This window comes from Bradyrhizobium algeriense (assembly GCF_036924595.1).
Classification (GTDB): Bacteria; Pseudomonadota; Alphaproteobacteria; order Rhizobiales; family Xanthobacteraceae; genus Bradyrhizobium; species Bradyrhizobium algeriense.
This window is the reverse complement of the sequence record NZ_JAZHRV010000001.1, coordinates 7,255,654-7,278,862: the sequence shown is the minus strand read 5'-3', so window position 1 is coordinate 7,278,862 and position 23,209 is coordinate 7,255,654. Positions and strand designations below refer to the sequence as shown.

The 23,209-nt window shown below is 63.0% G+C and carries 20 protein-coding genes; 11 read left to right on the top strand and 9 right to left on the bottom strand.

The window, feature by feature from the left end; genetic code table 11:
* Positions 1 to 87: 87 nt before the first annotated feature.
* Positions 88 to 600 (top strand): L,D-transpeptidase, encoded by a 513-nt coding sequence (locus V1286_RS34960; RefSeq protein WP_334487832.1) that lies wholly within the window; start codon positions 88 to 90, stop codon positions 598 to 600.
* A 48-nt stretch (positions 601 to 648) separates the two neighbouring features.
* Here the strand turns inward: V1286_RS34960 and V1286_RS34955 are convergent, their stop codons facing one another.
* Both V1286_RS34955 and V1286_RS34950 read right to left on the bottom strand, forming a co-directional pair.
* Complete coding sequence (locus tag V1286_RS34955; protein ID WP_334487829.1) at positions 649 to 1,248, bottom strand: thermonuclease family protein; 600 nt, start codon at positions 1,246 to 1,248, stop codon at positions 649 to 651.
* A gap of 66 nt (positions 1,249 to 1,314) precedes the next feature.
* Positions 1,315 to 1,524, bottom strand: coding sequence for a DUF1674 domain-containing protein (locus V1286_RS34950; protein WP_334487826.1), 210 nt, complete (start codon positions 1,522 to 1,524; stop codon positions 1,315 to 1,317).
* Between the two features lie 159 nt (positions 1,525 to 1,683).
* Between V1286_RS34950 and V1286_RS34945 the strand changes: the two genes are divergently transcribed.
* From V1286_RS34945 to purH, 3 genes are all read left to right on the top strand, one after another.
* Positions 1,684 to 3,033 (top strand): RsmB/NOP family class I SAM-dependent RNA methyltransferase, encoded by a 1,350-nt coding sequence (locus V1286_RS34945; RefSeq protein WP_334487824.1) that lies wholly within the window; start codon positions 1,684 to 1,686, stop codon positions 3,031 to 3,033.
* Between the two features lie 162 nt (positions 3,034 to 3,195).
* Positions 3,196 to 4,911, top strand: coding sequence for a heparinase II/III family protein (locus tag V1286_RS34940; protein ID WP_334487822.1), 1,716 nt, complete (start codon positions 3,196 to 3,198; stop codon positions 4,909 to 4,911).
* Between the two features lie 111 nt (positions 4,912 to 5,022).
* Positions 5,023 to 6,615, top strand: a complete 1,593-nt coding sequence (gene purH, locus V1286_RS34935; RefSeq protein ID WP_334487820.1) for a bifunctional phosphoribosylaminoimidazolecarboxamide formyltransferase/IMP cyclohydrolase — start codon at positions 5,023 to 5,025, stop codon at positions 6,613 to 6,615.
* A gap of 99 nt (positions 6,616 to 6,714) precedes the next feature.
* On the opposite strand, the gene V1286_RS34930 is transcribed toward purH, so the two are convergent.
* Positions 6,715 to 8,106, bottom strand: a complete 1,392-nt coding sequence (locus V1286_RS34930; RefSeq protein WP_334487818.1) for an MFS transporter — start codon at positions 8,104 to 8,106, stop codon at positions 6,715 to 6,717.
* A gap of 128 nt (positions 8,107 to 8,234) precedes the next feature.
* Here V1286_RS34930 and ggt point away from each other — a divergent pair, with 128 nt between their 5' ends.
* The 3 genes from ggt to V1286_RS34915 are packed head-to-tail and all read left to right on the top strand — an operon-like array spanning position 8,235 to position 12,366.
* Positions 8,235 to 9,977: a gamma-glutamyltransferase gene (gene ggt / locus V1286_RS34925; protein ID WP_334487813.1), complete on the top strand. Its 1,743-nt coding sequence runs from the start codon at positions 8,235 to 8,237 to the stop codon at positions 9,975 to 9,977.
* Positions 9,978 to 10,037: 60 nt separating this feature from the next.
* Entirely contained in the window at positions 10,038 to 10,934 is an 897-nt protein-coding gene (locus tag V1286_RS34920) for an SDR family oxidoreductase (protein ID WP_334487810.1), read from the top strand.
* 37 nt (positions 10,935 to 10,971) lie between these two features.
* Positions 10,972 to 12,366 (top strand): serine hydrolase domain-containing protein, encoded by a 1,395-nt coding sequence (locus V1286_RS34915; protein WP_334487807.1) that lies wholly within the window; start codon positions 10,972 to 10,974, stop codon positions 12,364 to 12,366.
* 36 nt (positions 12,367 to 12,402) lie between these two features.
* On the opposite strand, the gene V1286_RS34910 is transcribed toward V1286_RS34915, so the two are convergent.
* The 4 genes from V1286_RS34910 to V1286_RS34895 are packed head-to-tail and all read right to left on the bottom strand — an operon-like array spanning position 12,403 to position 16,962.
* Entirely contained in the window at positions 12,403 to 13,998 is a 1,596-nt protein-coding gene (locus tag V1286_RS34910; RefSeq protein ID WP_334487804.1) for a ComEC/Rec2 family competence protein, read from the bottom strand.
* Position 13,999: 1 nt separating this feature from the next.
* The gene (locus tag V1286_RS34905; protein ID WP_334487801.1) at positions 14,000 to 16,012 is read right to left on the bottom strand and encodes a gluzincin family metallopeptidase; all 2,013 of its coding nucleotides are present in this window, start codon (positions 16,010 to 16,012) and stop codon (positions 14,000 to 14,002) included.
* Positions 16,013 to 16,023: 11 nt separating this feature from the next.
* On the bottom strand, positions 16,024 to 16,245 hold the full coding sequence (locus tag V1286_RS34900) for a hypothetical protein (RefSeq protein WP_334487798.1): 222 nt from the start codon (positions 16,243 to 16,245) through the stop codon (positions 16,024 to 16,026).
* A gap of 51 nt (positions 16,246 to 16,296) precedes the next feature.
* Positions 16,297 to 16,962, bottom strand: coding sequence for a glutathione S-transferase family protein (locus V1286_RS34895; protein ID WP_334487795.1), 666 nt, complete (start codon positions 16,960 to 16,962; stop codon positions 16,297 to 16,299).
* 149 nt (positions 16,963 to 17,111) lie between these two features.
* Here V1286_RS34895 and V1286_RS34890 point away from each other — a divergent pair, with 149 nt between their 5' ends.
* From V1286_RS34890 to panE, 4 genes are all read left to right on the top strand, one after another.
* Positions 17,112 to 17,720 (top strand): DUF2239 family protein, encoded by a 609-nt coding sequence (locus tag V1286_RS34890; RefSeq protein WP_334487792.1) that lies wholly within the window; start codon positions 17,112 to 17,114, stop codon positions 17,718 to 17,720.
* An 83-nt stretch (positions 17,721 to 17,803) separates the two neighbouring features.
* Positions 17,804 to 19,168 carry an MATE family efflux transporter gene (locus V1286_RS34885; RefSeq protein WP_417021216.1) on the top strand — a complete coding sequence of 455 codons (1,365 nt, stop codon included), beginning with the start codon at positions 17,804 to 17,806 and terminating at the stop codon, positions 19,166 to 19,168.
* Positions 19,169 to 19,269: 101 nt separating this feature from the next.
* Positions 19,270 to 19,875: a 2-hydroxychromene-2-carboxylate isomerase gene (locus V1286_RS34880; protein ID WP_108520161.1), complete on the top strand. Its 606-nt coding sequence runs from the start codon at positions 19,270 to 19,272 to the stop codon at positions 19,873 to 19,875.
* Positions 19,876 to 20,061: 186 nt separating this feature from the next.
* Entirely contained in the window at positions 20,062 to 20,982 is a 921-nt protein-coding gene (gene panE / locus V1286_RS34875; RefSeq protein WP_334487786.1) for a 2-dehydropantoate 2-reductase, read from the top strand.
* Positions 20,983 to 21,124: 142 nt separating this feature from the next.
* Here the strand turns inward: panE and V1286_RS34870 are convergent, their stop codons facing one another.
* Positions 21,125 to 21,709 carry a c-type cytochrome gene (locus tag V1286_RS34870; RefSeq protein WP_334487783.1) on the bottom strand — a complete coding sequence of 195 codons (585 nt, stop codon included), beginning with the start codon at positions 21,707 to 21,709 and terminating at the stop codon, positions 21,125 to 21,127.
* 82 nt (positions 21,710 to 21,791) lie between these two features.
* Positions 21,792 to 23,051, bottom strand: coding sequence for a PQQ-dependent sugar dehydrogenase (locus V1286_RS34865; RefSeq protein WP_334487780.1), 1,260 nt, complete (start codon positions 23,049 to 23,051; stop codon positions 21,792 to 21,794).
* Positions 23,052 to 23,209: the final 158 nt, after the last annotated feature.

Here is a 23,209-nt window from a genome sequence, read left to right as displayed (position 1 = left end):
GGCGCCAAGGTTTAGGTCGAGAGGCGTGAGCCAAGGCTTGAAAGGACATTTGAGGGCCCTGATTGGCCGGGCGGATTGGAGCTGGGCATGTTGATGAGAATTGCGGTGGCGCTGGCCGCCACCATTGGTATGAGCGTTGTGATGTCGTCAGCCGCGCAAGCGCGGCCGGAACTGGTCGGTATCAACGGCGACTACGCGCCGGGCACGATCGTGGTGAAGACCCATGAGCGGCGTCTCTATCTCGTTCTCGAATCCGGCCGCGCCATGCGCTATCCGGTCGGCGTCGGCAAGGCCGGCAAGCAGTGGGCGGGCACCACCCGTATCGACGGCAAGTACCTCAACCCGGCGTGGTCGCCACCGAGCGAAGTCAGGCGCGACAAGCCCGAGATGCCCGACGTCATTCCCGGCGGCTCGCCGCGCAACCCGATGGGCGTGGCGGCGATGACGCTGGCCGGCGGCGAATACGCCATTCACGGCACCAACGTGCCGGGTTCGGTCGGTGGCTTCGTGTCCTACGGTTGCATCCGCATGCTCAACGACGACATCTCCGATCTCTACCAACGCGTACCGGTCGGAACGATGGTGACTGTCACGCGCTGATTGCTCACGGATCTGAATGCAAAGAGCCGCGCGGTTCGCGCGGCTCTTTTATTTCGCAAACGGTTGACTTGCGTTCGCGCACCAACCGTTGCGATGGCCACCATTGTAGCTGCGCGCATGGCCTGACGCGATCATCGCTGTCGAAAGGCTTGCGGTTCGCCTCGTCGCGACATCAGCCACGACACGGCCCGTGTATTTGTCCGGCCCGATATTGAAGATCGCGACATCGCCCTGCCCGAGCAGCGAGCGAAGAGCGCCGGTCGCAGCCTCGGCCAACTGCAATTCCTGCGGGCAGGACGCCTTTAATTCAGGCGCGTCGATGCCGCGCAGACGCACCCGTGTGTTGAGATCGAGACCCGGCTCCAAGTGAACCCGCGCCTCGAACGTGTCTCCATCAATCGTGCGGATGACGTCGACGGCGTGACGCGCGTCCGCCCTTCCGGCCCGCTTCCAGATGGTCTCGGCATCGCGCGCGGCCTGGCTGTCGGCTGAGCTCGGCAACGACCGCCGCACCCAGTCACGCACCGGCAGCATCGTCCCCGCCGCGACGCCGAGGACGAATAGCCACGGCAGGGCCGCCGAAAACCAGCGACGCCAGGAACCCCGGCGCGTGGGCCGATCTGCATTTATTCTCTCGTATGGGGACATATTCCCCGACTAAGGGCTGAGTCGGGGAATCCGGCAAGGGCCCATTGCGCTGCGCTCCCTTGGGCCTCAAAAATCCGACGCGATCCCTTTGTGCTCCCAATCGCCATAGCGGGTCGGTTCCAGGCCCTTCGGACCCTGAAACTCCTTCTGCTGCGGGGTGGCGCTGGCCGCGGCGGCCTTGCGGCGGGCTTCGGCCTCGGCGAGCGCGCGCTCGGCGGCGGGCGTCAGCTTCTTGCGTTCCGCGGTTTGCGCGGGAAATGAGGGACTGTCGGTCATCGCAATTCTCCCTTAGCACAGGGATGGGCGCACAGATGACATCACATTCGCGAAATTGTCTGTGGCGATTCTTACATTTGGCATATTCGCATGCCAAGCAGGCTTTCATTCCAATGGCATGAGCCAGAACCTTTCCGCTTTCCGAGACATTGCTGATTCATGCCACCTTCCCGATTCGCAGTACCTGCCGAAGTGCCCGGTCTCGCGGCGCGCCGGATCGCGGCTGACATACTCGACGGCGTACTGCACAAGCACCGCACCCTCGACGACCAGCTCGACGGCGCCGGCGCGCATCCCGGCCTGAAGACGCTGGCCGATCGCGACCGCGCCCTGATGCGGCGGCTGGTAGCGACGATCCTGCGGCGGCTCGGCACGCTCGGCCATTTGCTTTCGCGCCTGCTCGATCGCGGCATCCCGACGGATGCGCCGCGCGCGCAAAGCGCGCTGCTGATCGGTGCTGCACAGATTCTCTGGATGGATGTACCCGATCACGCCGCCGTCGATCTCTCGGTGCGGCTGGTGCAATCGGACCGACGCGCGGCGAAATATGCCGGCCTCGTCAACGCGGTGCTGCGCCGCTGCGCCCGCGAGGGGCAACCGCTGATCGACGAAGTCAAATCGCAGAATCTCGACATTCCGCCGTGGCTGCTCGCGCGCTGGATCGGCGCGTATGGCGAGTCCACGGCGCGGCAGATGGCGCTGGCCATCGGCTATGAGCCGTCGCTCGACATCACCGTGAAATCAGACGCGGCACAATGGGCGAGCCGCCTGCACGGCGAGACGTTGCCGACCGGCACCGTGCGCACCTTGCTGCAGGGTTCGGTGACCATGCTGCCCGGCTTCACCGAGGGGCAGTGGTGGGTGCAGGACGCCGCCGCCGCGCTGCCGGCACGGTTGTTCGGCGACGTCGGCGGCAAGACCATTGTCGACCTCTGCGCCGCGCCCGGCGGTAAAACCGCGCAACTGGCGCAAGCCGGCGCGCGCGTCACCGCGGTCGACCGCTCGCCGGCGCGTATGGCGCGGCTGCGCGACAATCTGGCGCGGCTTTCGCTGCAGGCCGACGACGTCGTGACCGATGGTGCCGAGTGGCCCGGTGGCGGCAATGGCGGCTTCGACGGCGTGCTGGTGGACGCGCCCTGCACCTCCACCGGCACCATCCGGCGTCACCCCGACGTGGCCTGGCTGCGTCAGGAAGCCGACATTGCCGCATTGACGGCTTTGCAGAAGCGATTGCTGCAAAGGGCGGTCAGCCTGCTCAAGCCGGGCGGAACGCTGGTCTATTGCACCTGTTCGCTGGAGCCGGAGGAAGGTGAACAGGCGATCGCGTCCCTTTTGGCCGCCGAATCCGGCCTGCGCCGGGCCCCGGTCGAGGCGGGCGAGGTCGCGGGGCTGAGCGAAATCGTGACCGCAAACGGCGATTTACGGACCCTGCCCTGCCATTTGCCCCATACCGACCCCCGGCTCGGCGGGTTCGATGGATTTTACGCGGCGCGCCTGGTCAAATCCTGATTTTAAGCTGGAATTTCCTCGCCCTTCGGGGTGATTCGCCGGTTTTCAAGATGGTGTCATCCCGGCGTTTCCGGATTAAAAGGATTCGCCAGAATACCCCTCCCTCCCTAACCAAGGCACGGCGTGTCGGTCGCTCAACGCAGACGCATCTCGACGCTTATCATGAGCCGCTCGGCGCGGACCGTGATCGCGCGGGCGACCGGCGCTACGGTGGCGATGTCGCGGCTGTGGCCCGGCCGCGCCGACCGGCTGACCATCGCGCCGCACGACCTGCGCACCGCCGACGCCACCCGCGCCGCCGAGATCTATGCCGGCCGCTTCGTGTTCGCCGGCAAGATCGTGACCTGCCATGGCCGCTCGATCTTCGATCTCGAACCGCCCTCGGAAGATTGGGAAGTGGCGCTACTCGGCTTCGGCTGGCTGCGCCACCTGCGCGCCGCCGATACCGCGCTGACCCGCGCCAATGCCCGCTCGCTGGTCGACGACTGGATCTCGAACCCGGGGCGCAAGCGGCCGCTCGAACGCCGCCCCGACGTGCTGGCGCGCCGCGTGATCTCGCTGTTGTCGCAGGCGCCGCTGGTGCTCGGCGACACCGACGGAAAATTCTATCGCAAATATCTGCGCGGGCTGACCCGCGAGATCCGCTATTTGCGCTACGCGATGCTCGACATCGCCGACGGCGTGCCGCGGCTGCAGGTGCTGATCGCGCTGTGCTACGCCTCGCTGTGCCTGGCCAATCAGGCGCGGCACATCCGTTCCGCCACGCGACGGCTTTCCGACGAATTGCAGCGGCAGATCCTGCCCGACGGCGGGCACATCTCGCGCAATCCCGGCGCGCTGGTCGAACTGCTGAGCGACTTGCTGCCGCTGCGGCAGACCTTTGCCGCCCGCAACATTGCGCCGCCGCCGGCGCTTTTGAATGCGATCGACCGCATGATGCCGATGCTGCGCTTCTTCCGTCACGGCGACGGCAGCTTTGCGCTGTTCAACGGCATGAGCAACGCGCCTTCGGATCTGGTGGCCACCCTGCTCGCCTATGACGACACCCACGGCGTACCGATGGCGAACATGCCGTATACCGGCTTCCAGCGCCTCGATGCCGGCGCGACGACCGTCATCGTGGACACCGGCCCGCCGCCGTCGCCGAATGTCAGCCAGGAAGCGCATGCCGGTTGCCTCGCGTTCGAATTGTCTTCCGGACCGAGCCGGATCGTCGTCAATTGCGGCATGCCCTCGACCGGCCGAGACAATTGGCGCAGCTTTGCGCGCAGCACCGCGGCGCATTCGACCCTGACCTATCACGATACGTCCTCGTGCCAGTTCATCGAACTGTCGGCGATGAAGCGCCTGCTGCAGGGCGCGCCCGTCGTCAGCGGCCCGGCCAATGTGGAAAGCTACCGCGAGGCGATGGCCGACGGCGATCTGCTGACCACGTCCCATGACGGGTATCTTGCAAAATTCGGCGTCGTGCACCGCCGCGTGCTGATGATCTCTCAGGACGGCGGCAGGCTCGACGGCGAGGATACCATCTCGCCGGCGCCAGGGGCGCGCATCAAGGGCGCCGAGACCGATTTTGCCCTGCGGTTTCACCTGCATCCCGCGGTGAAGGCAAGCCGCCTCAGCGATGCGCGCGGCGTCATGCTGGTATTGCCCAACCGCGACGTCTGGACCTTCGAGGCGCTCGACGACAAGGTCGACCTCGAGGACAGCGTGTTTCTGGCCGGCAATGACGGCCCCCGCCGCACCGCCCAGATCGTGATCCGCCAGGATTCCCGCCACGCCTCCTCGGTCCGCTGGAGTTTTGTCCGCTCGGCGACGACGGCAGCCGGAACGAACGCCCGCCGCAATGCGCGGCGCGAGCCGGAACTGCCGCTTTAGGGCCGCTGTCGGCCGTGAGATTTCCACACGTGGATTTGGCGGGTTTTTTGCCCGGTTTCACGACCGGCAAAACCGTGCTACCGGGCTGGCTTACAGCCTAGGAACCTCCTTATGACCGACCATCCGCGCCGTGTAACCCGCGCCCTGTTGTCCGTTTCCGACAAGACCGGCCTGATCGAATTTGCCAAGGCGCTTGCAGAACATGGCGTCGAGCTCGTCTCCACCGGCGGCACCGCCAAGGCGATCGCGGCGGCCGGGCTACCGGTCAAGGACGTCTCGGAGCTGACGGGCTTCCCCGAAATGATGGACGGCCGGGTCAAGACCCTACATCCCAAGGTGCATGGCGGCCTGCTCGCGATCCGCGACAACAAGGAACATGCCGATGCGATGAAGGCGCATGGCATCGCGCCGATCGACCTGCTGGTGGTCAGCCTCTACCCGTTCGAGGAAACCGTCGACAAAGGCGCCGCTTTCGAAGACTGCATCGAGAACATCGATATCGGCGGTCCCGCGATGATCCGCGCGGCCGCGAAGAACCACGACGATGTCGCCGTCGTCGTCGAGGCGCAGGATTACCAGGCCGTGCTCGACGAACTCACCGCCAACCAGGGTGCAACGACGCTCGCGCTGCGCCGTCGCCTTGCCGCAAAGGCCTATGCGCGCACCGCAGCCTATGACGCCGCGATCTCGAACTGGTTTACGCTCCAGCTCAAGAACGACGCGCCGGATTTCCGCGCGTTCGGCGGCCGGCTGATCCAGTCGCTGCGTTACGGCGAGAACCCGCACCAGACGGCCGCGTTCTATCGCACGCCTGACAAGCGGCCCGGCGTCGCCACCGCGCGGCAATTGCAGGGCAAGGAACTGTCCTACAACAACATCAATGATACCGACGCGGCGTACGAATGCATCGGCGAATTCGATCCCGCCCGTACCGCGGCCTGCGTGATCGTAAAACATGCGAACCCTTGCGGCGTTGCCGAAGGTCCCGATCTGGTCAGCGCCTATCGCAAGGCGTTTGCCTGCGATACGCAGTCGCCCTATGGCGGCATCATCGCCGTCAATCGGTCGCTCGACGCCGAAGCCGCCCGCGTCATCACGGAAATCCTGACCGAAGTGATCATCGCGCCCGACGCGACGGAAGAAGCCATCGCGATCATCGCGAAGCGGAAGAACCTCCGGCTCCTCCTCGCCGGCAGCCTGCCCGATCCGCGCGCGATGGGCTTGACCGCGAAAACCGTTGCTGGCGGCCTGCTGGTGCAGAGCCGTGACAACGCTGTCGTCGACGACCTCATGCTGAAGACGGTGACCAAACGCGCGCCGACCGACGCCGAGCTGCGCGATCTCAAATTCGCGTTCCGCGTCGCCAAGCACGTCAAGTCCAACACCATCATCTACGCCAAGGATCTCGCCACCGTCGGCATCGGCGCCGGCCAGATGAGCCGGGTCGATTCCGCGCGCATCGCCGCCCGCAAGGCGCAGGATGCCGCGGCCGATGCAAAACTCGCCGAGCCGCTCACCAAAGGCTCGGTCGTCGCTTCCGATGCGTTCTTCCCGTTCGCCGATGGCATGCTGGCCTGCATCGAAGCCGGCGCCACCGCCGTGATCCAGCCCGGCGGTTCGATCCGCGATGACGAAGTCATCAAGGCCGCCGACGAGCACGGCATCGCCATGGTGTTCACGGGCGTGCGGCATTTCAGACATTGAGCGACGATGCCGTAGGGTGGGCAAAGGAGCGAAGCGACGTGCCCACCATCTGCCACCGAGCACGCTGCGAGATGGTGGGCACGTTGCGCTCTGCCTACCCTACGAATTCTCCCTCACCTGCGTCAGCAGAGCCAGGCCTGCAAGGAAAAACACCGCCAGCAGCGCCATGCCGGCCTTCTGGCTCGCCGTGACTGCCGTGATCACACCGATCAGCAGCGGGCCGATGAACGACGTCACCTTGCCGGTCAGCGCGAACAATCCGAAATACTGCGTGATGCGATCCTTTGGCGCGAGGCGTATCAGAAGCGTGCGCGACGCCGCCTGCAGCGGACCGCCGGCGGCGCCGATCAGGCATCCGAGCACGAGATACGCGCGCTCGGCGGCGCCCGAGAACAGCGCGCCGCCTGGTGCGGGTGGCGCGACCTTCACGAACAGAATCGAGTCCTTGTCGACCAGCAGAATCGCACCGCACGCGAACAGCAGGATCAGCAGGCTGCCGGCAATGACGCGCTTGGGTCCGAATTTGTCGTCGAGCTTGCCGCCGAACCACGCCCCGAACGTGCCGGCGATGGCCAGCAGAATTCCAAAACTTCCAATCTGGATCGTATGCCAGCCAAAAGTGCCGGCGGCGTAGATGCCCCCGAACGCAAACAACGACACCAGTCCGTCGGTATAGATCATGTTGGCGAGCAAAAATGTCGCCACCGATTTCTGCTTCGGCAATTCGCCGAGCGTCCGCTTCAGCCCGCTCAGTCCTGCGCGCAACGCCTCGCGGATCGGAAGCTTTGCCGGGTAATCCGGCGTCAACAGGAACATCGGGGTCACGAAAATGACGAACCAGATGCCGGTCAAAGGGCCGGTGATCCGATCGCCCTGGTGGCTGACCGGGTCGAGGCCGAACAGCGGCGCCAGGCCGAAAAGCGTGCGCCCGGTTTCGGGGTTCGCAGCCAGAAAGCCGAGCACCAGGATCAGGCTGAGGATGCCGCCGACATAGCCGGTGGCCCACCCGGTGCCGGACAATCGCCCGATTCGATCCGGCGGCACCAGCGCCGGCATCATCGCGTTGTTGAAGACGGTGGCGAATTCGACGCCGACGCTCGCTATCGCATAGGCGAGCAACAGCGCCGGGATGACACTGGGGTCACCAGGCTTTCCGAACCACATCAGCGAGGCGCCGATTACCAGCAGCGAACCGAAGCCGGCGATCCACGGCTTGCGGCGTCCGCTGGCATCGGCAATCGCGCCCAGAACCGGCGACAACAGCGCGATCATCAGGCCGGCGGCCGCGGTGGCAAATCCCCACAGCGCCTGCCCCTGCGCCGGATCCGGCGCAACAAAACCCGCGAAATAAGGCGCAAATACAAAAGTGGTGATCAGCGTGAAATAAGGCTGCGCGGCCCAATCGAAGAATATCCAGCTGATGACGGCGGCGCGGCGCGGATATTCCCGCGGTATCTCGGCGCCGGCTGCCTCGGAAGCGATCACCGTCATGTGAGAAATTTCCTTCAAAAGTCTCGCGAGCCGTTTTGCCCGTTGAATGCGAACTCATATAGCATGCGTCACCGGCGCTGGGGGCTGTTGCCAAGCGTCACACAGGCTCCAACTGCGGCGGATTTTCGATGGCGGTCTTTTCAATCCGGTGGCGCCGAGTAGCTGCCACATTCGTACTTGCGTTTGCCTTCGGGGCGACAGCCTTTGCCCAGGAACGCCGCTCTTACGCGCCCCCCGATCTCTCCACCGTTCGCGCCATCACGGTCGAGCATGGTCTGGTGGTGGCGCAGGAAAGGCTTGCCGCGCAAGTCGGCGCCGACATCCTCAAGCAAGGCGGCAACGCGGTCGATGCCGCGGTCGCCACCGGCTTTGCGCTTGCCGTCACCTATCCGCGCGCCGGAAACATCGGCGGCGGCGGCTTCATGGTGATTCATTCGGCCGGGCGCAACGAAGATGTCGCCATCGATTATCGCGAGACTGCACCATCAGCGATTACGCGCGATATCTTTCTGGGACCGGACGGCAAACCGGATGCCGACAAGTCGCGCAATTCCGCGCTTGGTATCGGCGTGCCCGGCACGGTAGCCGGGCTGGCAGTGGCGCTGGAGAAATACGGCTCCGGCCGTTTCACACTCGCGCAAATCCTCACACCCGCCATCGAACTGGCGCGCGACGGTTTTGTGGTCGCCGACGATATGGCCGACACGCTGTCCGATATGTACCGCCGAATGGGGCGCTGGCCGAATTCAGCGAAGGCGTTCTCCCGCAGCGACGGCACGCGGCTGCAAGAGGGCGACCGGTTGATCCAGTCCGATCTCGCGGCAACGCTGTCGGCGATTGCCGGACAGGGGCCGCGCGGATTTTATGAGGGGCCGGTCGCCGAACGGCTGGCAAAGGCCGTCCGCGACGGCGGCGGTCTCATGACGGTGGACGATCTCAAATCCTATCAGGCTGTCATTCGCAGCCCGGTGCGCGGCAACTACCGCGGCTACGACGTCGTATCGATGCCGCTGCCCTCCTCCGGCGGCACGGTATTGCTGCAGTCGCTGAACATTCTTGAAGGATTTGCGATGGCCGACATGAAGCAGGGCTCCGCGCCTTCGCTGCACGTCATGATCGAGGCCATGAAGCGCGCCTACGCCGACCGCGCGCGCTATCTCGGCGATCCCGCCTTCGTCAACGCGCCGGTCAATGTGCTGATCACCAAGGATTACGCGGCCCGGCAACGCGCCGGCATTGACCTTGCGCGCGCAACGCCGGCGGCCGATGTGCTGGCAGTGAGCCCGCGCGAGGGCAGCAACACCACGCATTACTCTGTGGTCGACTCCAGCGGCAACGCGGTCAGCAACACCTACACGCTGAATTTTCCCTATGGTGTTGGCCTGGTCGCCGAGGGTACCGGCGTGCTGCTCAACAATGAGCTCGACGATTTCACCGCAGCACCCGGCGCGGCGAACGCCTTTGGCCTGGTCGGTTTCGAAGCCAATCTGCCCGGCCCGGGAAAGCGGCCATTATCGTCGATGTCGCCGACCATCGTGCTGAAGGACGGCAAGCCAGTGCTGGTCACGGGCTCGCCGGGCGGCAGCCGTATCATATCGGCGGTGCTGCAGGTCGTGATCGACGTGCTCGACTACAAGATGGACGTCGCCGCCGCGGTGGCGGCCCCGCGGGTCCATCACCAATGGATGCCCGATGAAGTGCGTGTGGAACGCGGCTTTTCCGACGAGGTATTGGCCGAATTGAGGGCGAAAGGCCACAAGGTGATCGAGCCGCTCGGCCAGACCTCGGCCAATTCGATCGCCGTCACGCCGAACGATCTGCTCGGTGCCCCCGATCCGCGCACAAGAGGCGCGGCAGCGGTGGGCCAATGAGGACGTGCACTTGTGAGGGACGCGCCGTAGTATGCGTCCCCTCTCACAGGAGAGTTTCAGATGACATCCCTCAAAGGCAAGACGCTGTTCGTATCCGGCGCCAGCCGCGGCATCGGACTGGCCATCGCACTCCGCGCCGCGCGTGACGGCGCCAATGTTGCTATTGCGGCGAAGACCGCGGAGCCGCATCCGAAACTGAAGGGCACCATCTACACCGCGGCGGAGGAAATTCGCGCCGCCGGCGGCAAGGCGCTGCCGGTGCTGTGCGATATCCGCGACGAGGCGCAGGTGATCGCGGCGATCGAGCAGACCGTCGCCGAATTCGGCGGCATCGATATCTGCGTCAACAACGCCAGCGCCATCAGCCTGACCAACTCGCAAGCAACCGACATGAAGCGGTTCGATCTGATGATGGGCATTAACACCCGGGGCACCTTCATGGTGTCGAAATATTGCATCCCGCATCTGAAGAAGGCGGCCAATCCACACATCTTGATGCTGTCGCCGCCGCTCGACATGAAGGCAAAATGGTTCGAGCATTCCACCGCCTACACGATGGCGAAGTTCGGCATGAGCATGTGCGTGCTGGGGCTGTCAGGCGAATTGAGATCCGCTGGTGTGGCGGTCAACGCGCTGTGGCCGCGCACCACCATCGCGACCGCCGCGGTCGGCAACCTGCTCGGCGGCGAGGCCGTGATGCGCGCCAGCCGCACGCCCGAGATCATGGGCGATGCCGCGCACGCCATTCTGACAAGACCGGCGCGGGAATTCACCGGGCAGTTCTGCATCGACGACAAAGTACTGTACGCCTCTGGCGTCAGGGACTTCGAGCACTACCGTGTCGATCGCTCGGTGCCGCTGATGTCGGATTTCTTCGTGCCAGATGACGACGTGCCGCCACCCGACGTCACCGTGCAGGCGCTGCCCTCGGTGGGTGCGGCGCCGACGTCGCGATAGAAACGAAAGCGGCCGCCGCGCAACGCCGGAGAACTGCGTGACTTCGTGGAAATGGATCCTCGTCGCTACCGTCGCCGTCGTGTTGGCTGCGCTCACCGGGCTGGGCGTGCACTTCCGGCCCGACCGCACTGTTCGCCTCGCCACGGGCTCCGTCGCGCACATGGTTTGCACGAAGGCCTTTGTTTCCGGCCTCGATCCGCAGGCCGTATTCGCCGAAACGATGGATCGGCCGGGCTTCCGCCGCTTGCGTCATGTCATGAAGTTCGAGGTCGATCGCAAGGCGAGAGCCGTCGAGGCCTCGACGCTCGGCCTGTTCAGGGGCCGCGCATCATTCCATGACGGGCTCGGCTGCGTCGAGCAGCACGGCGCGAAAGAGCCGTATCTGCTGAAGAACGATGTCGAGACGCTGAGGGTGTCGAAGACACCGCCGCTCTTGCCGGAGATTGCCGGGCCCGCCGTAGTCGAACCGACCGATCCCGCGCTGAAGGCCGCGCTCGACCATGCTTTCGAAGAACCTGCCACGCCTCCGTTCCGGCGAACCAAGGCCGTCGTGGTGGTGCATGACGGCAAGGTGATTGCCGAGCGTTATGCGCCCGGCATCGGTGTGGAGACGCCGCTGTTCGGCTTTTCCATGACCAAATCGGTAATCAACGCGTTGATCGGCGTATTGACGCAGCAGGGCCTGGTCACGCCGTCGATGCCCGCACCGATCCCGGAATGGCGCGCCAGTGAGGATCCACGCCGCGAGATTGAGGTCGAGCATCTCATGCGCATGACCTCGGGCCTCGATCTCGACGAGACCAATTCCGGCTTCGATCGATCGAGCCGGATGTTTCTGGAAGACGATACTTCCGCTTATGCCGTCAATACACGGCTGATCGCGCCGATCGGCAAGCGATTTCACTATTCCAGCGCCACCACGCAGATCCTCGCGCGTATCATCAGGGATGCCGCCGGGGGACCCGAGCGGACGCTCGCTTTTGCCTGGCGCGAATTGTTCAGTCCGCTCGGCATGCGCACCGTCACACTCGAGTTCGACGGCGTCGGCACGTTGCAGGGTGCAAACTACATGCTCGCGAGCGCGCGCGACTGGGCAAAATTCGGCCTGCTCTATCTGAACGACGGCGTGGTCGGCGGAAAGCGGATCCTTCACGAAGACTGGGTGGACTTCTGCGCCGCAGCTACATTGGACAGCGATTACGCCGCGGGGTTCTACACCAACCGCAGCGATCATCCCGATGCCAGGGGCCGCGTCCATCTAGGCATGCCCGGCGATTCGTTTTTCGCGTCCGGCCTTCTCGGCCAGCGCATCGTGATCATGCCGTCGCAGCGCCTCGTCGTGGTGCGGCTCGGGGACAGCGTCGATCCGACCGGCGACATGCGCGGCGTTGCCCGGCTGGTGAAGGAAGTCATCGCGGCGGTGCAGCCGTGATCCGATATTGCAGGCGATTGACGAGATCGGCCCTTCTTAGCCGGGCTCGATATGATAGTCGAAGTACAATTCTCCGCCAGTTGATCGCGCTTGAAATGCCGCCCATGGGCGCTTACTAGTTCCGTCAAGCGGCACCATCTTCGTAAAATCGGTATCGGTTTGAAAGACTCGGCCTGAACACTTGTCCAGCAGGGCCTCCCTGATCGATTTCAGCGGATGGTCCCAGCCTACAGTCGGCTGGATAGCCCAAGCTCTCACAGCAGTTATCATGGCGGTAAACTCACTCGAGTGGCCGCCCCGTCCCAGCCAGCTCAAGTTTGGAGTGGCCGAAGATGCGTCTCCGCTCAGCGTCGCATTGTGACTTCCGTGATGACCGGTCTTGTAAAGTACCGTTCGGCCGAGAAGATCGCGTACCTCGACCGTTTCGTTGCCATCCTTGAATGATCCGGCGGCCCATGACGCCCAGTTTCCACGTTGTGCATCGGCCGCGAATAGCAGGACCTTGCCGCCCTTTCCCAGTTCGAACGCCAGGACAAGACTCGCATTGTTGGTGTCATTGCCCATAGCAAGGGCAAGGGTCTCCGCCGATTGCAGCCAGTCATGGTCAATCCTGCGAAAATCCGCATTTGCCGGAACTTCATCCTGCTCGGGATTAAAATGGTTCGACGCCGTTCTTTTGAGACCGTAGTTCTTGTCGAACCAGGACTGCAACTCCAGCTCTTTCGAAAGCTTATCGATCGAAACCGCGTGGCGAGCTGAGAACGGTCCCGCCACGACGGAGCCGGGGGCCGCATTGACCGCAGCGCCGAACGACGCCAATGATGCAGCCATGTGTCGGCCTTGCTGCGGAAAACCTTCACCATCATGAGGGTCGAGATCCTTGAGTGCGGTTTCGTCGTAGGGTGGTCCCAGCGCGAACACCCGCACCGATTCCGCCCCCGGCAATTTAATGATCTCTTTGTGAGGATAGAGGCACTTTACTTCGGATTGCGATAAATCGCGGAAAAGCTTCATCGCGTCCTTGTTGGTCCACGAGCCGGCCGCCGAGAAAGCGTTTGGGATACTGGAGCCTGCGGGCTGCTCGCCGCCAACTGCCAGAGCGATGTACTCGTTCATCTTAAGTGCGAGCGACGGGTTGGTTGCAGCAAGCCTGATGCTAGCGGCAACCAATGTCTTGAGGCGATCACCATAATTTTTTCGCAGACGTTTCGCCAGCTTGTCGTCCTCGCTTTCGGTCCACGCGAACCAGGTCTGGCCGATCGTAAAGCCGTCAAACCTCGACTTTGTGATCGCATTGACGTGGTCTTGATGCTCATGGGTAATAACCGCAACATCGATATGGCCACCAGTGACAGCCTTGATATCTGCGACAACTTTATCGGGCGTGGTGACATCGTTGATGAACTTGGGAGAACCGGGCTTGTATCCGCAATCGATCAGCACAAAGATCGGTTTTTCTTTGCCGCTGAAGGCCAGCAAAAAGCAGTCGCCATGACCAATCCGGTACATTCTAATCGCCACGCCTCCTTTGGGAGGCATCAAGTTTGCTTCCGGCCTGTTGTTTGTCGCTGTTTTCTTGGTTGACCGTTTCGGGGATTTTTTTCCAGCAGTCTTCTTTGGTTGACGGGCCATGTCAGCCTCCGTGCCTGTGCAGGATGGCAAAAGGCTCTTTTGAACGCAGCACGCTCACGGCCGGCGAGTAGGCATTGTTGGGCTCCAGTCCTCCATCCACCAAAAACCGCCGTTGCCGTTCGAGTTCGTTATTATCCGCGATCGTTCCGGCTGTCCTGATGACCCGCCGGACGGTCATGCTCGCGGGATCAATCAGCAAAGTGCAGCCGGCGCGGTATCGGAAGTCGCCTTCCTCATCCTTGGGAATGCTGCGGCGACTATCCATTTCCTTTTGTTTTTGAGGATCGAAGTATCCGCGACGTCGCTGCGTTATCTCGACGACCAGGACATTTGCCGTCGCTCCCTTCGCGGTACGCCGAAGGGCAGTCCGGACCGAATGCACCTCCACCTGAGCAGGCCCTTCGGATGCTTCGACGGGGCGAAACACTGTGGCGGGAACAGGACCATCTCTATTATCAAGGATGATGCCGGCCGCCTTCGCAAACCTTTCGCCTTTGCCCTTGACCAGCCATGCCCACAGCACCCGGGCATTTTCGTCGATGCCCTGCCAAGTCTTGAAACGATCGCTGTCCAGGTGCCAGGGCTTGAGGTGGTCCTTGGGGGACCGGGCCTTCCTCCTTTTTCCAGGAGAGTCTGGCGCATCGGTCTCTTGGAGTTCTTCGAAGAGTGATTTCAATTCCGCGGGATCTATTGGGACGTCCTCGTCCTGCATCGCTTCCTCGCCTGTCGGCCACATCAAGCTTTCGATGGACATGCTCCGCATACCGCGCGGATGGATTCCCCATTGCCGAAAGCTTTCCACGAACGCCAGCCGATACCCGAATTCGTCGTCTGGATTCAGGTCGTAGTCAGCCGTAATGATGCCCCGCAGATAATCGCCGAATGTGATGTCGACCGGTGGGCAGTAGTCGATTGCCCGGATGCACATCTGCAGTATGTACGATGCGATTCGGGCCGCCTCTTCGGCGAGGCGTTTCGCCAGATCCGGATGAATATCACCCTCGCGCAACACGCCGGTGCCTTCTGTCGCGATTCTGAAGAGATCCAACGTGCGCGCCCGATAGACCTTCGAGAAGGCGCCGAATACCGCTGCCACGAGCACAGCTCCGCGATCGTGCGGTTCGGAGATTCTTTCTAGTGCGTTGGCATCGGGCGGTAGCGGCTCCCATTTGCCGGTTTTTTCATTCTTTCTGCCGAGCGCGTCACGCAACGCGCCCCCGCGACCTGCGGCGCGTCCGAATTGCTGGGCCAGTTGGGCGAGCATATTCTCATTGGCAAGATTGCCGCGGGTGCGGGATATCTGGTCGCGCAGCACTCCGGGATAAGCGAAATGCTGGAATAGTGCCACGATATCGGCAAATGCTTCGTGGAAGGCAAGCACGTCCACGTTGACGGGTTCGTTGAAGCGCGGGTGCACTCCGTCGAGCAGCGCATGGGTCGTCTCATGCGCAATGATATCGTGTGAGAGGCACGTGAAGATCATGGTGCCGGGTGCGTTGAATTCGTCTTTGATTTCCACTGGAAAATAGCCGAACAACAACGCTTTCTTCTCGGGACTGTAGTAGGCGTTCCGGTCGCGCAGCGCATGCGGATATATGCGCAGTCTCCGGACGAAGTATTCGTCGTAGCCGCCGTCTGGATAGCGCTTGCGGTGGGCGGACCAGAGGGCGACCCTGCCAAGCGCGCGCTCGAAATGTCCGATGGTGGTCATCGCAACTGCGTAGACCATCTGTTGATGAAATTGGGGATTAGACTCGGAGGGCGCTAAGCCATCCTGTGCAAGCAGCTTGGGATCACTGAGATCGACGGGCCGGTACAAAACTCCGCTGGCGTGATCAACGTCGATAACCTCGATGTACTCCCCGATCGGACCGCGCTGCAGTTCTTCCCACGGAACTTTGATCGTAATTTCTCCGATTCCGGCCATATCGTATTGGCTGGCCAGACCGGGATCGAATGAAAAAATTCTAATGCGTCTTGAAATTGGATCTGGAATGAAATTGGGCGCAGTCACTGGACCCCCCGCTATTTAGTTCCTTCGATTATGTCTTCAGACAGTCGCACCAGCCCGACGCGCTCTTCAACTGGTTGCGCGTCACACAACTTGGAATAGCATATCTCCAGTTCAAACAATTTGGCCAGCATTCTTCGCAAGCAGTTCTTGGGCCATAACGACGCAGAATTGGCGAACGCTTCGGGGAACGCAGTCCGTTTAGATAACCAACCCGGGTCAACGTCGACGGTCATTGATCGCGCTCCTTCACCAGCGCGCCTCTGACGTAGCGCAATTCCAGGTGGTTACCGCCCGATCACATACGGCCCGCCCTTTTCCAGCGCGCGCGCATAGGCCGGCCGGGCGTGAATGCGTTCGAGAAACGCCATCGCCTTGGGATGACCCACCTCCAGCCCGCCACGTGCCGCGGCGGCTTCCAGCGGAAAGCTCATCTGGATGTCGGCGCCGGTGAATTCACTGCCGGCGAACCATTCGCTTTTTGCCAGCTCGCCCTCCCAATAATCCATGTGCTGCTTGAGCTGCGGATTGACCAACGTGGTCAGCGCCGTGTTGGAGACCTTGCGCACCAGCGGCCGCAGCAAGGCCGGCGCGCGCTTCGGCATCAGCGTGAACAGCAGCTTCAGCAGCAGCGGCGACATCGCCGAGCCTTCGGCATAGTGCAGCCAATAGGTGTAGCGCAGCCGCTCCGGCGTGTTCGGCGGCGGGATCAGGCGGCCATTGCCATAGGTGCCGATGATGTATTCGCAGATCGCGCCGGACTCGGCGATGGTGTTGCCATTGTCGGTAATGACGGGCGATTTGCCGAGCGGATGAATGGCGCGCAGCTCCTTCGGCGCCCGCATGTCCGGCTGGCGCTGATAGCGGACGATCTCGTAGGGAACACCGAGCTCTTCGAGCAGCCACAGCACGCGCTGCGAGCGGGAATTGTTGAGATGATGAACCGTCAGCATGGCGTTCCCTTCAATTGGCCGCCGTTGGTGCCAGCCGGGGGACGGAAAGTCGAGACGGCCATTGGCGGCGCCATATATTTACCCGGATGATATTGACAAACAAAATTATCCGGGTAAATATTGGCTACCGAAAATCCAGAGCTACTCCAATGGCTGACAAGACCCGCCCCCATTTCACGGCCTTCATGGGCCCGCAACGCCTGGCGGCGGGTCCGCTCGCCGAGGTCGCCATAGCGGTCGTGCAGGCGTCCCGCCGGCCGGCCGCGCCGCCGATCATCATATTCAGCGACGCGACCGGCTCCCCGATCGATCTCGATCTTCGCGGCACCGAACGCGAGATCATTGCCCGCTTGCCGCAACCCGCCGCGCCTGTGGATGTCGAAACCGAAGAGGCGGCGTCAGCGGAGCCGCGTGGGCGCGGACGGCCGAAGCTCGGCGTTGTCGCGCGCGAGGTGACGTTGTTGCCGCGCCATTGGGAGTGGCTCGGCACGCAGCCCGGCGGCGCGTCGGTGGCGTTGCGAAAGCTGGTGGAAGAAGCGCGCCGCGCCAATGGCGATGCGGATCGCGCCCGCGCGGCAAGGGATGCCGCCTATCGCTTCATGTCTGTCATGGCCGGCAATCTCGCAGGTTTCGAGGAAGCCTCGCGGGCGTTGTTCGCCGATGACCGGCGGCGATTCGTCGGTCTGGTCGCCGGCTGGCCCGACGATATCCGCGACCACGTCGTCAAGCTCGCCTTCAGCGATCGCGCCGAGCCATAGGCGCGCTTCGGACTCTAGCCGAATTTCCAGGGCCTCTCATCCGCCACCGCTCCGGTGCGCGGCAACGATCCGTCACGTCTACAATGGGAATAAACGCCGTGCCGAAATCCCCCTCTCTCTGGAAGACATTCCTCGTCTTCCTCGCGCCCCTGATGCTGAGCAACGCGCTGCAATCGCTGTTCGGCACCGTGAGCAACGCATTACTCGGCCAGATGATCGGGGTCGACGCGCTGGCGGCGGTCTCGGTGTGCTTTCCCGTCATGTTCTTCCTGTTCGCCTTCGTCATGGGCCTCAGCACGGGAGCAACCGTCCTGATCGGACAGGCCTGGGGCGCGGGCGAGCGTGACACGGTGAAGGCGGTCGCCGGCGCGACGCTGGCGGTCGCCCTCCTCCTCGCCATGTCAGTGGCGCTGTTCGGCGGCCTGTTCAGCCGGCAATTGATGGCCGCGCTCGCCACGCCGCCCGATGTCCTCGACCTGGCCAGCGCTTACGCGCGCGTCATGCTGCTGACGATGCCGCTCGGCTTCGTCTTCCTGCTGACGACCGCGATGCTGCGGGGCGTCGGTGACACGCTGACGCCCCTGCTGGCGCTGGCCGTATCGACCGCGATCGGCCTGATCCTGACGCCACTCCTTATCCGCGGCTGGTTCGGATTTCCCGCCACCGGCGTGACGGCCCCGGCATGGGCGTCGGCTATTTCCACCGCGCTGACGCTATTCGTGCTCGGTCTATATCTCCGTCACAAGAAGAGTCCGCTGGCGCCGGACGCCGAATTTCTGCGCAGGCTTCGGCTGGATGGCGCGCTGCTCGGTAAAATCCTCGGCATCGGCATCCCGAGCGCGGTCGGGATGGTGGTGATGGCGATCGCCGAGCTGGTGCTGCTCGGCCTCGTCAACGGCTTCGGTTCTGACGCCACCGCAGCCTATGGCGCCGTCAACCAGATCATGGGCTATGCGCAGTTCACCGCGATATCGATTTCGATCTCGGTTTCGATCCTCGGCGCGCAGGCGATCGGCAGCGGGCATGCCGGCCGGCTGGACGCCATCGTCCGGACCGGCCTGCTCCTCAATCTCGTCCTGACCGGCGGCCTGGTGGCGTTGATCTATCTGTTTCCCCGTGCGGTGCTGGGCGTCTTCATTACCGACACAGCCGTGCTCGAACTCGCGAGAAGACTGCTCATCATCGCTTTGTGGAGTTCGGTGCCGTTCGGCATGGCGACCGTGTTCTCAGGCGCGATGCGCGCAGGCGGCGTGGCCTTGAGCCCCATGCTGCTGTCGATCTTCGCCATCGTCGCCATCGAAATACCCTCTGCCATGATCCTGAGCCGGACCATCGGGCTGGAAGGAATCTGGGCCGCCTATCCGATCGTGTTCTGCGCCATGTTCGTCCTGCAGCTCGGCTATTACACACTGGTCTGGCGTCGCCGCCCGCTTCGGCGGATGGTGTGACGTAGGCAAACCGCGCATTTCCACAATATTACGCTCGTCATAATACTGTGGACGCACCGCCAACCTTGCGCCACAATGCGCCAAAACATAAGGAGACTGCCGTGAGTTCAAATCCGCAATTCCTGTTCGATTTCGGCAGCCCCAACGCTTTCCTCAGCCACGAAGCTATACCGGCGATCGAAAAGCGCGCGAACGTGAAGTTCGAATATGTGCCGATCCTGCTCGGTGGCATTTTCAAGGCCACCAACAACAAGTCGCCCGCCGAAACGCTCGCCGGCATCAAGAACAAGCGCGAATTCCACGCGCTGGAGACCGAGCGCTTCCTGAAGCGGTTTGGGGTCAAGCCTTATGTCTGGAATCCATTTTTTCCGGTCAACACGCTGAACCTGATGCGTGCGGCGGTTGCGGCGCAGTTCGAGGGCGTGTTCGAGAAATATGTCGAGGCCGCCTTTCATCACATGTGGGTCGAGCCGAAGAAAATGGATGACCCTGAAGTGGCGGCCAAGGCGCTGGCCTCGTCCGGCCTCGATGCAGCAAAACTGCTGGCGCGCTCACAGGACGCCGACGTAAAGGCGAAGCTGATCGAGAACACCCAATCCGCCGTCGAGCGTGGTGCGTTCGGCTCGCCGACCTTCTTCGTCGGCAAGGAAATGTTTTTCGGCAAGGAGCAACTTCGCGAAGTCGAAGAAATGGTCTCGGGGAAATAGCCACCCGCCACAAGCCGTTCGGCGGGACATGGTAGGCAGGCGAATAGCGAGTGGCAAATAGCTGACAGTCAGTGGTAATGGTGGCCGGGAGTTTTCCGGCTCGTCATCCGCCAACCTCGCTATTGGGCTCCCGCCAAGACCAACAATAAGGCCGACAACAAAGCCAACAATAAAGGAAGTTGATCCATGCGTATTCTCGTGGTCGGCGCCGGCGCCATCGGCGGCTATTTCGGCGGCAGGCTGCTGCAGGCAGGCAACGACGTGACGTTCCTGGTGCGGCCGAAGCGCGCTTCCGAGCTCGCAAGCGCAGGCCTCGTCATCAGGGGTCCCGCCGGCGACGTGACGCTCAAGAGCCCGCCGACGGTGCAGGCCGACAAGCTCGCCGAGAAATTCGACGTCGTGCTGCTGAGCTGCAAGGCGTTCGACCTGGAAGACGCGATCAAGTCCTTTGCCCCCGCGATCGGGCCGAAAACGGCGATCATCCCGCTGCTCAACGGCATGCTGCACCTTAACGTGCTGGACGAGAAATTCGGAGCCGACCGCGTGCTCGGCGGCCTCTGCGCGATCGCGGTGACGCTCAACGAGGCCCGCGAGGTGGTTCAGCTCGCGCCGATGCAGTCGCTCAATTTCGGCGAACGCGACGGCTCGATGTCGGAGCGGGTGCGCGCGATCGCGAAAGTGTTTGAGGGCGCCAAGGTCGGCGCGGTGGCCAGCGAACACATCATGCAGGATATGTGGGAGAAGTGGGTTTTCCTCGCTTCGCTCGCCGCGTCGACCTGCCTGATGCGCACTTCGGTGGGCAACATCCTGGCGGTCGCCGGCGGCAAGGATTTTCTGCTCGGCATGCTCGACGAATGCAGCGCGATTGCAAAGGCGTCGGGCCACGCGCCGACCGGCCCATTCTTCCAGCGCACCAGCGGCTTGTTGACGACCGAAGGCTCGCCTATGACCGCCTCGATGTTCCGCGACATCAAAGCAGGCCTGCCGGTCGAGGCCGACCATGTGATCGGCGATCTCGTTGCGCGCGCCGACGCCGCCAAGATCCCGGTGCCGAAGCTGCGCATCGCCTACACGCACCTCAAGGCGTATGAGAAGCAGAGGGGCTAGTTGGACCCCGTAGCCCGGAGAAGCCTACGGGTCGCGCGAATGCGCGCCCGATGACAGGCTCCGCGTAATCCGGGGACATTCGTTTGTTCGCGCTGGGCGGGTTATCCCGGGTTGCGCTTCGCTTCACCCGGGACTACGCCACCTACAAATGCGCGAGATAATGCGCGAGCGCTTCGATCTCTTCCTCGCTGAGGGGGAAGGCCACATCCGCCATCGCTGCCATGGCGCCGCCGGCCCGCACGCCCGATTTGTAGTCGCGCAGCGCCTTCACGAGATATTCCTCGCGCTGGCCGGCGACGCGGGCGACCGCCTTGGTGCCGGCGTAGCTATCCATGTGACATGAGGCGCAGCGCCGTCCGGCCGCCGCCTGCGCGCCCTTACTTGAAAGGTCCGGGTTGTCGTCGGGCTTGGGCGTCTTCGGCGGCGGAAGCGAGGCGTAATAGGCGCCGAGGTTGCGGATGTCCTCATTGTTGAGCTGCTCGACGATCGGCTGCATCTGTTCGTTCTTGCGGGTGCCGGCGCGGAAGAACACGAGCTGCCATTGGATGAAGAGATCGGGCTGGGCTGCGAGCGAGGGGGTGTTCTCCATCTGCGAAATGCCGCCCTCGCCGTGGCAGCCGACGCACAGCTCGGCCTTCTCCTTGCCGGCCGCGATATCGGCGGCGCGGACAGGCGAACCGCTGGCGATTGCCAACGCCAGCACGGTCCCGACCAGTGCATTTCGCATGCGAACTCCTCTGCCCCACACCCAAACAACAGGGCTGCGGCCACCCGTTCCCGGATAACCGCAGCCCCTGATCGTTGACGTCCTACTTCTTGTAGCTGATGCGATAGATCGCACCGGCCCAGTCGTCGGCCACCAGGATCGAACCGTCCTTGGCGAGGATGATATCGTTCGGACGACCGAGGTAACCCGTGTCGCCTTCAAGCCAGCCGGAAGCCAAGATCTCCGACTTGGCGTTCTTGCCATCGGCATCGACGATCACGCGCTTGATCCGGGCGCCCTGGTACTTGTACCGGTTCCAGGAGCCGTGTTCGGCGATCAGGATGTTGTTCTTGTACTCAGGCGGAAATTGATCGCCGGTATAGAACTTCATGCCGAGCGGCGCCACGTGCGCGCCGAGATTGACCACGGGCGGCGTGAACTCCGAGCACTTGTGACCCATCGCGAATTTCGGGTCCGGCATATCGCCCTGATGGCAGTAGGGATAGCCGAAATGCTCGCCGATCTTCGAGATCATGTTGAGCTTGTCGCTCGGCATGTCGTCGCTGATCCAGTCGCGCGCGTTCTCGGTGAACCAGTATCGCCCCGAGCGTGGATCGACGTCGCCGCCGACGCTGTTGCGGACACCGAGCGCCCAGATCTCGGCATTGCCGGTCTTGGGATCGACGCGGCGGATCTGCGAGAGGCTGGTGGGCGGGATGCCGATGTTGAAGGGAGGTCCGAACGGCATGTAGAACCAGCCGTCCTTGTCGACGGCGATGTATTTCCAACCATGCGCGACGTAGGACGGCATGTCGTCATACACCACCTTGCCGGCGCCGAGATTGTCGAGATTGGCTTCGGCGTTTTCGTATTTGATCAGCTTGTTGATCGCGACGACGTAGAGCGCGCCATCGAGAAAGGCGAGGCCGGTCGGCATGTTGAGGCCCTTGAGGACAGTCTTGACCTCTCTCTTTCCGCCATTGTCCTTGATCGCATAGACGTTGCCGAGGCTGAAGGAGCCGACGAACAGCGTGCCCTTGTCGCCCCAGGCCATCTGCCGCGCCTCCAGCACGTTGGAGGCATAGACTTCGATACTGAAGCCCTCTGGCAGCTTGATCTTCTTCATCATCGCCGCAAGTTCGGCGTCCGAGGCGCCGGTCGGCGGACCGGATGGTGGCGCCTGGCCCTTCTGAGCCTCGGTCTCGTCGCCGAGGAACCAATCCGGCGGCGGGTTGGTCCAGAAATCCTTGGTGCCGGACTCGTATTTTTTCAGAGGCTTCTGCTGCGCGTTGGCCTGACTGGCCCCCGCGACAACGAGGATGGCTGCGAGCGCAAGAATAGATCGATTGAAGGCCGATTTCATCGCGTCACTCCCTGTGCAGCCTGGCGGCTGCGCCTGTTATTATTTTGAAAAGGTTCTAGAGGCGAGCTTGGTCTGGTGAAGAGAAACAGACCGCAAACTGGTAGCACATCCGCTACGGGAGGTACGCGGCTCCGTCAGACAAAAACAGACTGAAGGGA

Excerpts from the sequence above, each read along its gene's own strand:
- V1286_RS34960 (WP_334487832.1), top strand. The coding sequence starts at position 88 with ATGTTGATGAGAATTGCGGTGGCGCTGGCCGCCACCATTGGTATGAGC.
- V1286_RS34955 (WP_334487829.1), bottom strand. The coding sequence starts at position 1,248 with ATGTCCCCATACGAGAGAATAAATGCAGATCGGCCCACGCGCCGGGGT.
- V1286_RS34950 (WP_334487826.1), bottom strand. The coding sequence starts at position 1,524 with ATGACCGACAGTCCCTCATTTCCCGCGCAAACCGCGGAACGCAAGAAG.
- V1286_RS34945 (WP_334487824.1), top strand. The coding sequence starts at position 1,684 with ATGCCACCTTCCCGATTCGCAGTACCTGCCGAAGTGCCCGGTCTCGCG.
- V1286_RS34940 (WP_334487822.1), top strand. The coding sequence starts at position 3,196 with ATGAGCCGCTCGGCGCGGACCGTGATCGCGCGGGCGACCGGCGCTACG.
- purH (WP_334487820.1), top strand. The coding sequence starts at position 5,023 with ATGACCGACCATCCGCGCCGTGTAACCCGCGCCCTGTTGTCCGTTTCC.
- V1286_RS34930 (WP_334487818.1), bottom strand. The coding sequence starts at position 8,106 with ATGACGGTGATCGCTTCCGAGGCAGCCGGCGCCGAGATACCGCGGGAA.
- ggt (WP_334487813.1), top strand. The coding sequence starts at position 8,235 with ATGGCGGTCTTTTCAATCCGGTGGCGCCGAGTAGCTGCCACATTCGTA.
- V1286_RS34920 (WP_334487810.1), top strand. The coding sequence starts at position 10,038 with ATGACATCCCTCAAAGGCAAGACGCTGTTCGTATCCGGCGCCAGCCGC.
- V1286_RS34910 (WP_334487804.1), bottom strand. The coding sequence starts at position 13,998 with ATGGCCCGTCAACCAAAGAAGACTGCTGGAAAAAAATCCCCGAAACGG.
- V1286_RS34900 (WP_334487798.1), bottom strand. The coding sequence starts at position 16,245 with ATGACCGTCGACGTTGACCCGGGTTGGTTATCTAAACGGACTGCGTTC.
- V1286_RS34895 (WP_334487795.1), bottom strand. The coding sequence starts at position 16,962 with ATGCTGACGGTTCATCATCTCAACAATTCCCGCTCGCAGCGCGTGCTG.
- V1286_RS34890 (WP_334487792.1), top strand. The coding sequence starts at position 17,112 with ATGGCTGACAAGACCCGCCCCCATTTCACGGCCTTCATGGGCCCGCAA.
- V1286_RS34885 (WP_417021216.1), top strand. The coding sequence starts at position 17,804 with ATGGGAATAAACGCCGTGCCGAAATCCCCCTCTCTCTGGAAGACATTC.
- panE (WP_334487786.1), top strand. The coding sequence starts at position 20,062 with ATGCGTATTCTCGTGGTCGGCGCCGGCGCCATCGGCGGCTATTTCGGC.
- V1286_RS34870 (WP_334487783.1), bottom strand. The coding sequence starts at position 21,709 with ATGCGAAATGCACTGGTCGGGACCGTGCTGGCGTTGGCAATCGCCAGC.
- V1286_RS34865 (WP_334487780.1), bottom strand. The coding sequence starts at position 23,051 with ATGAAATCGGCCTTCAATCGATCTATTCTTGCGCTCGCAGCCATCCTC.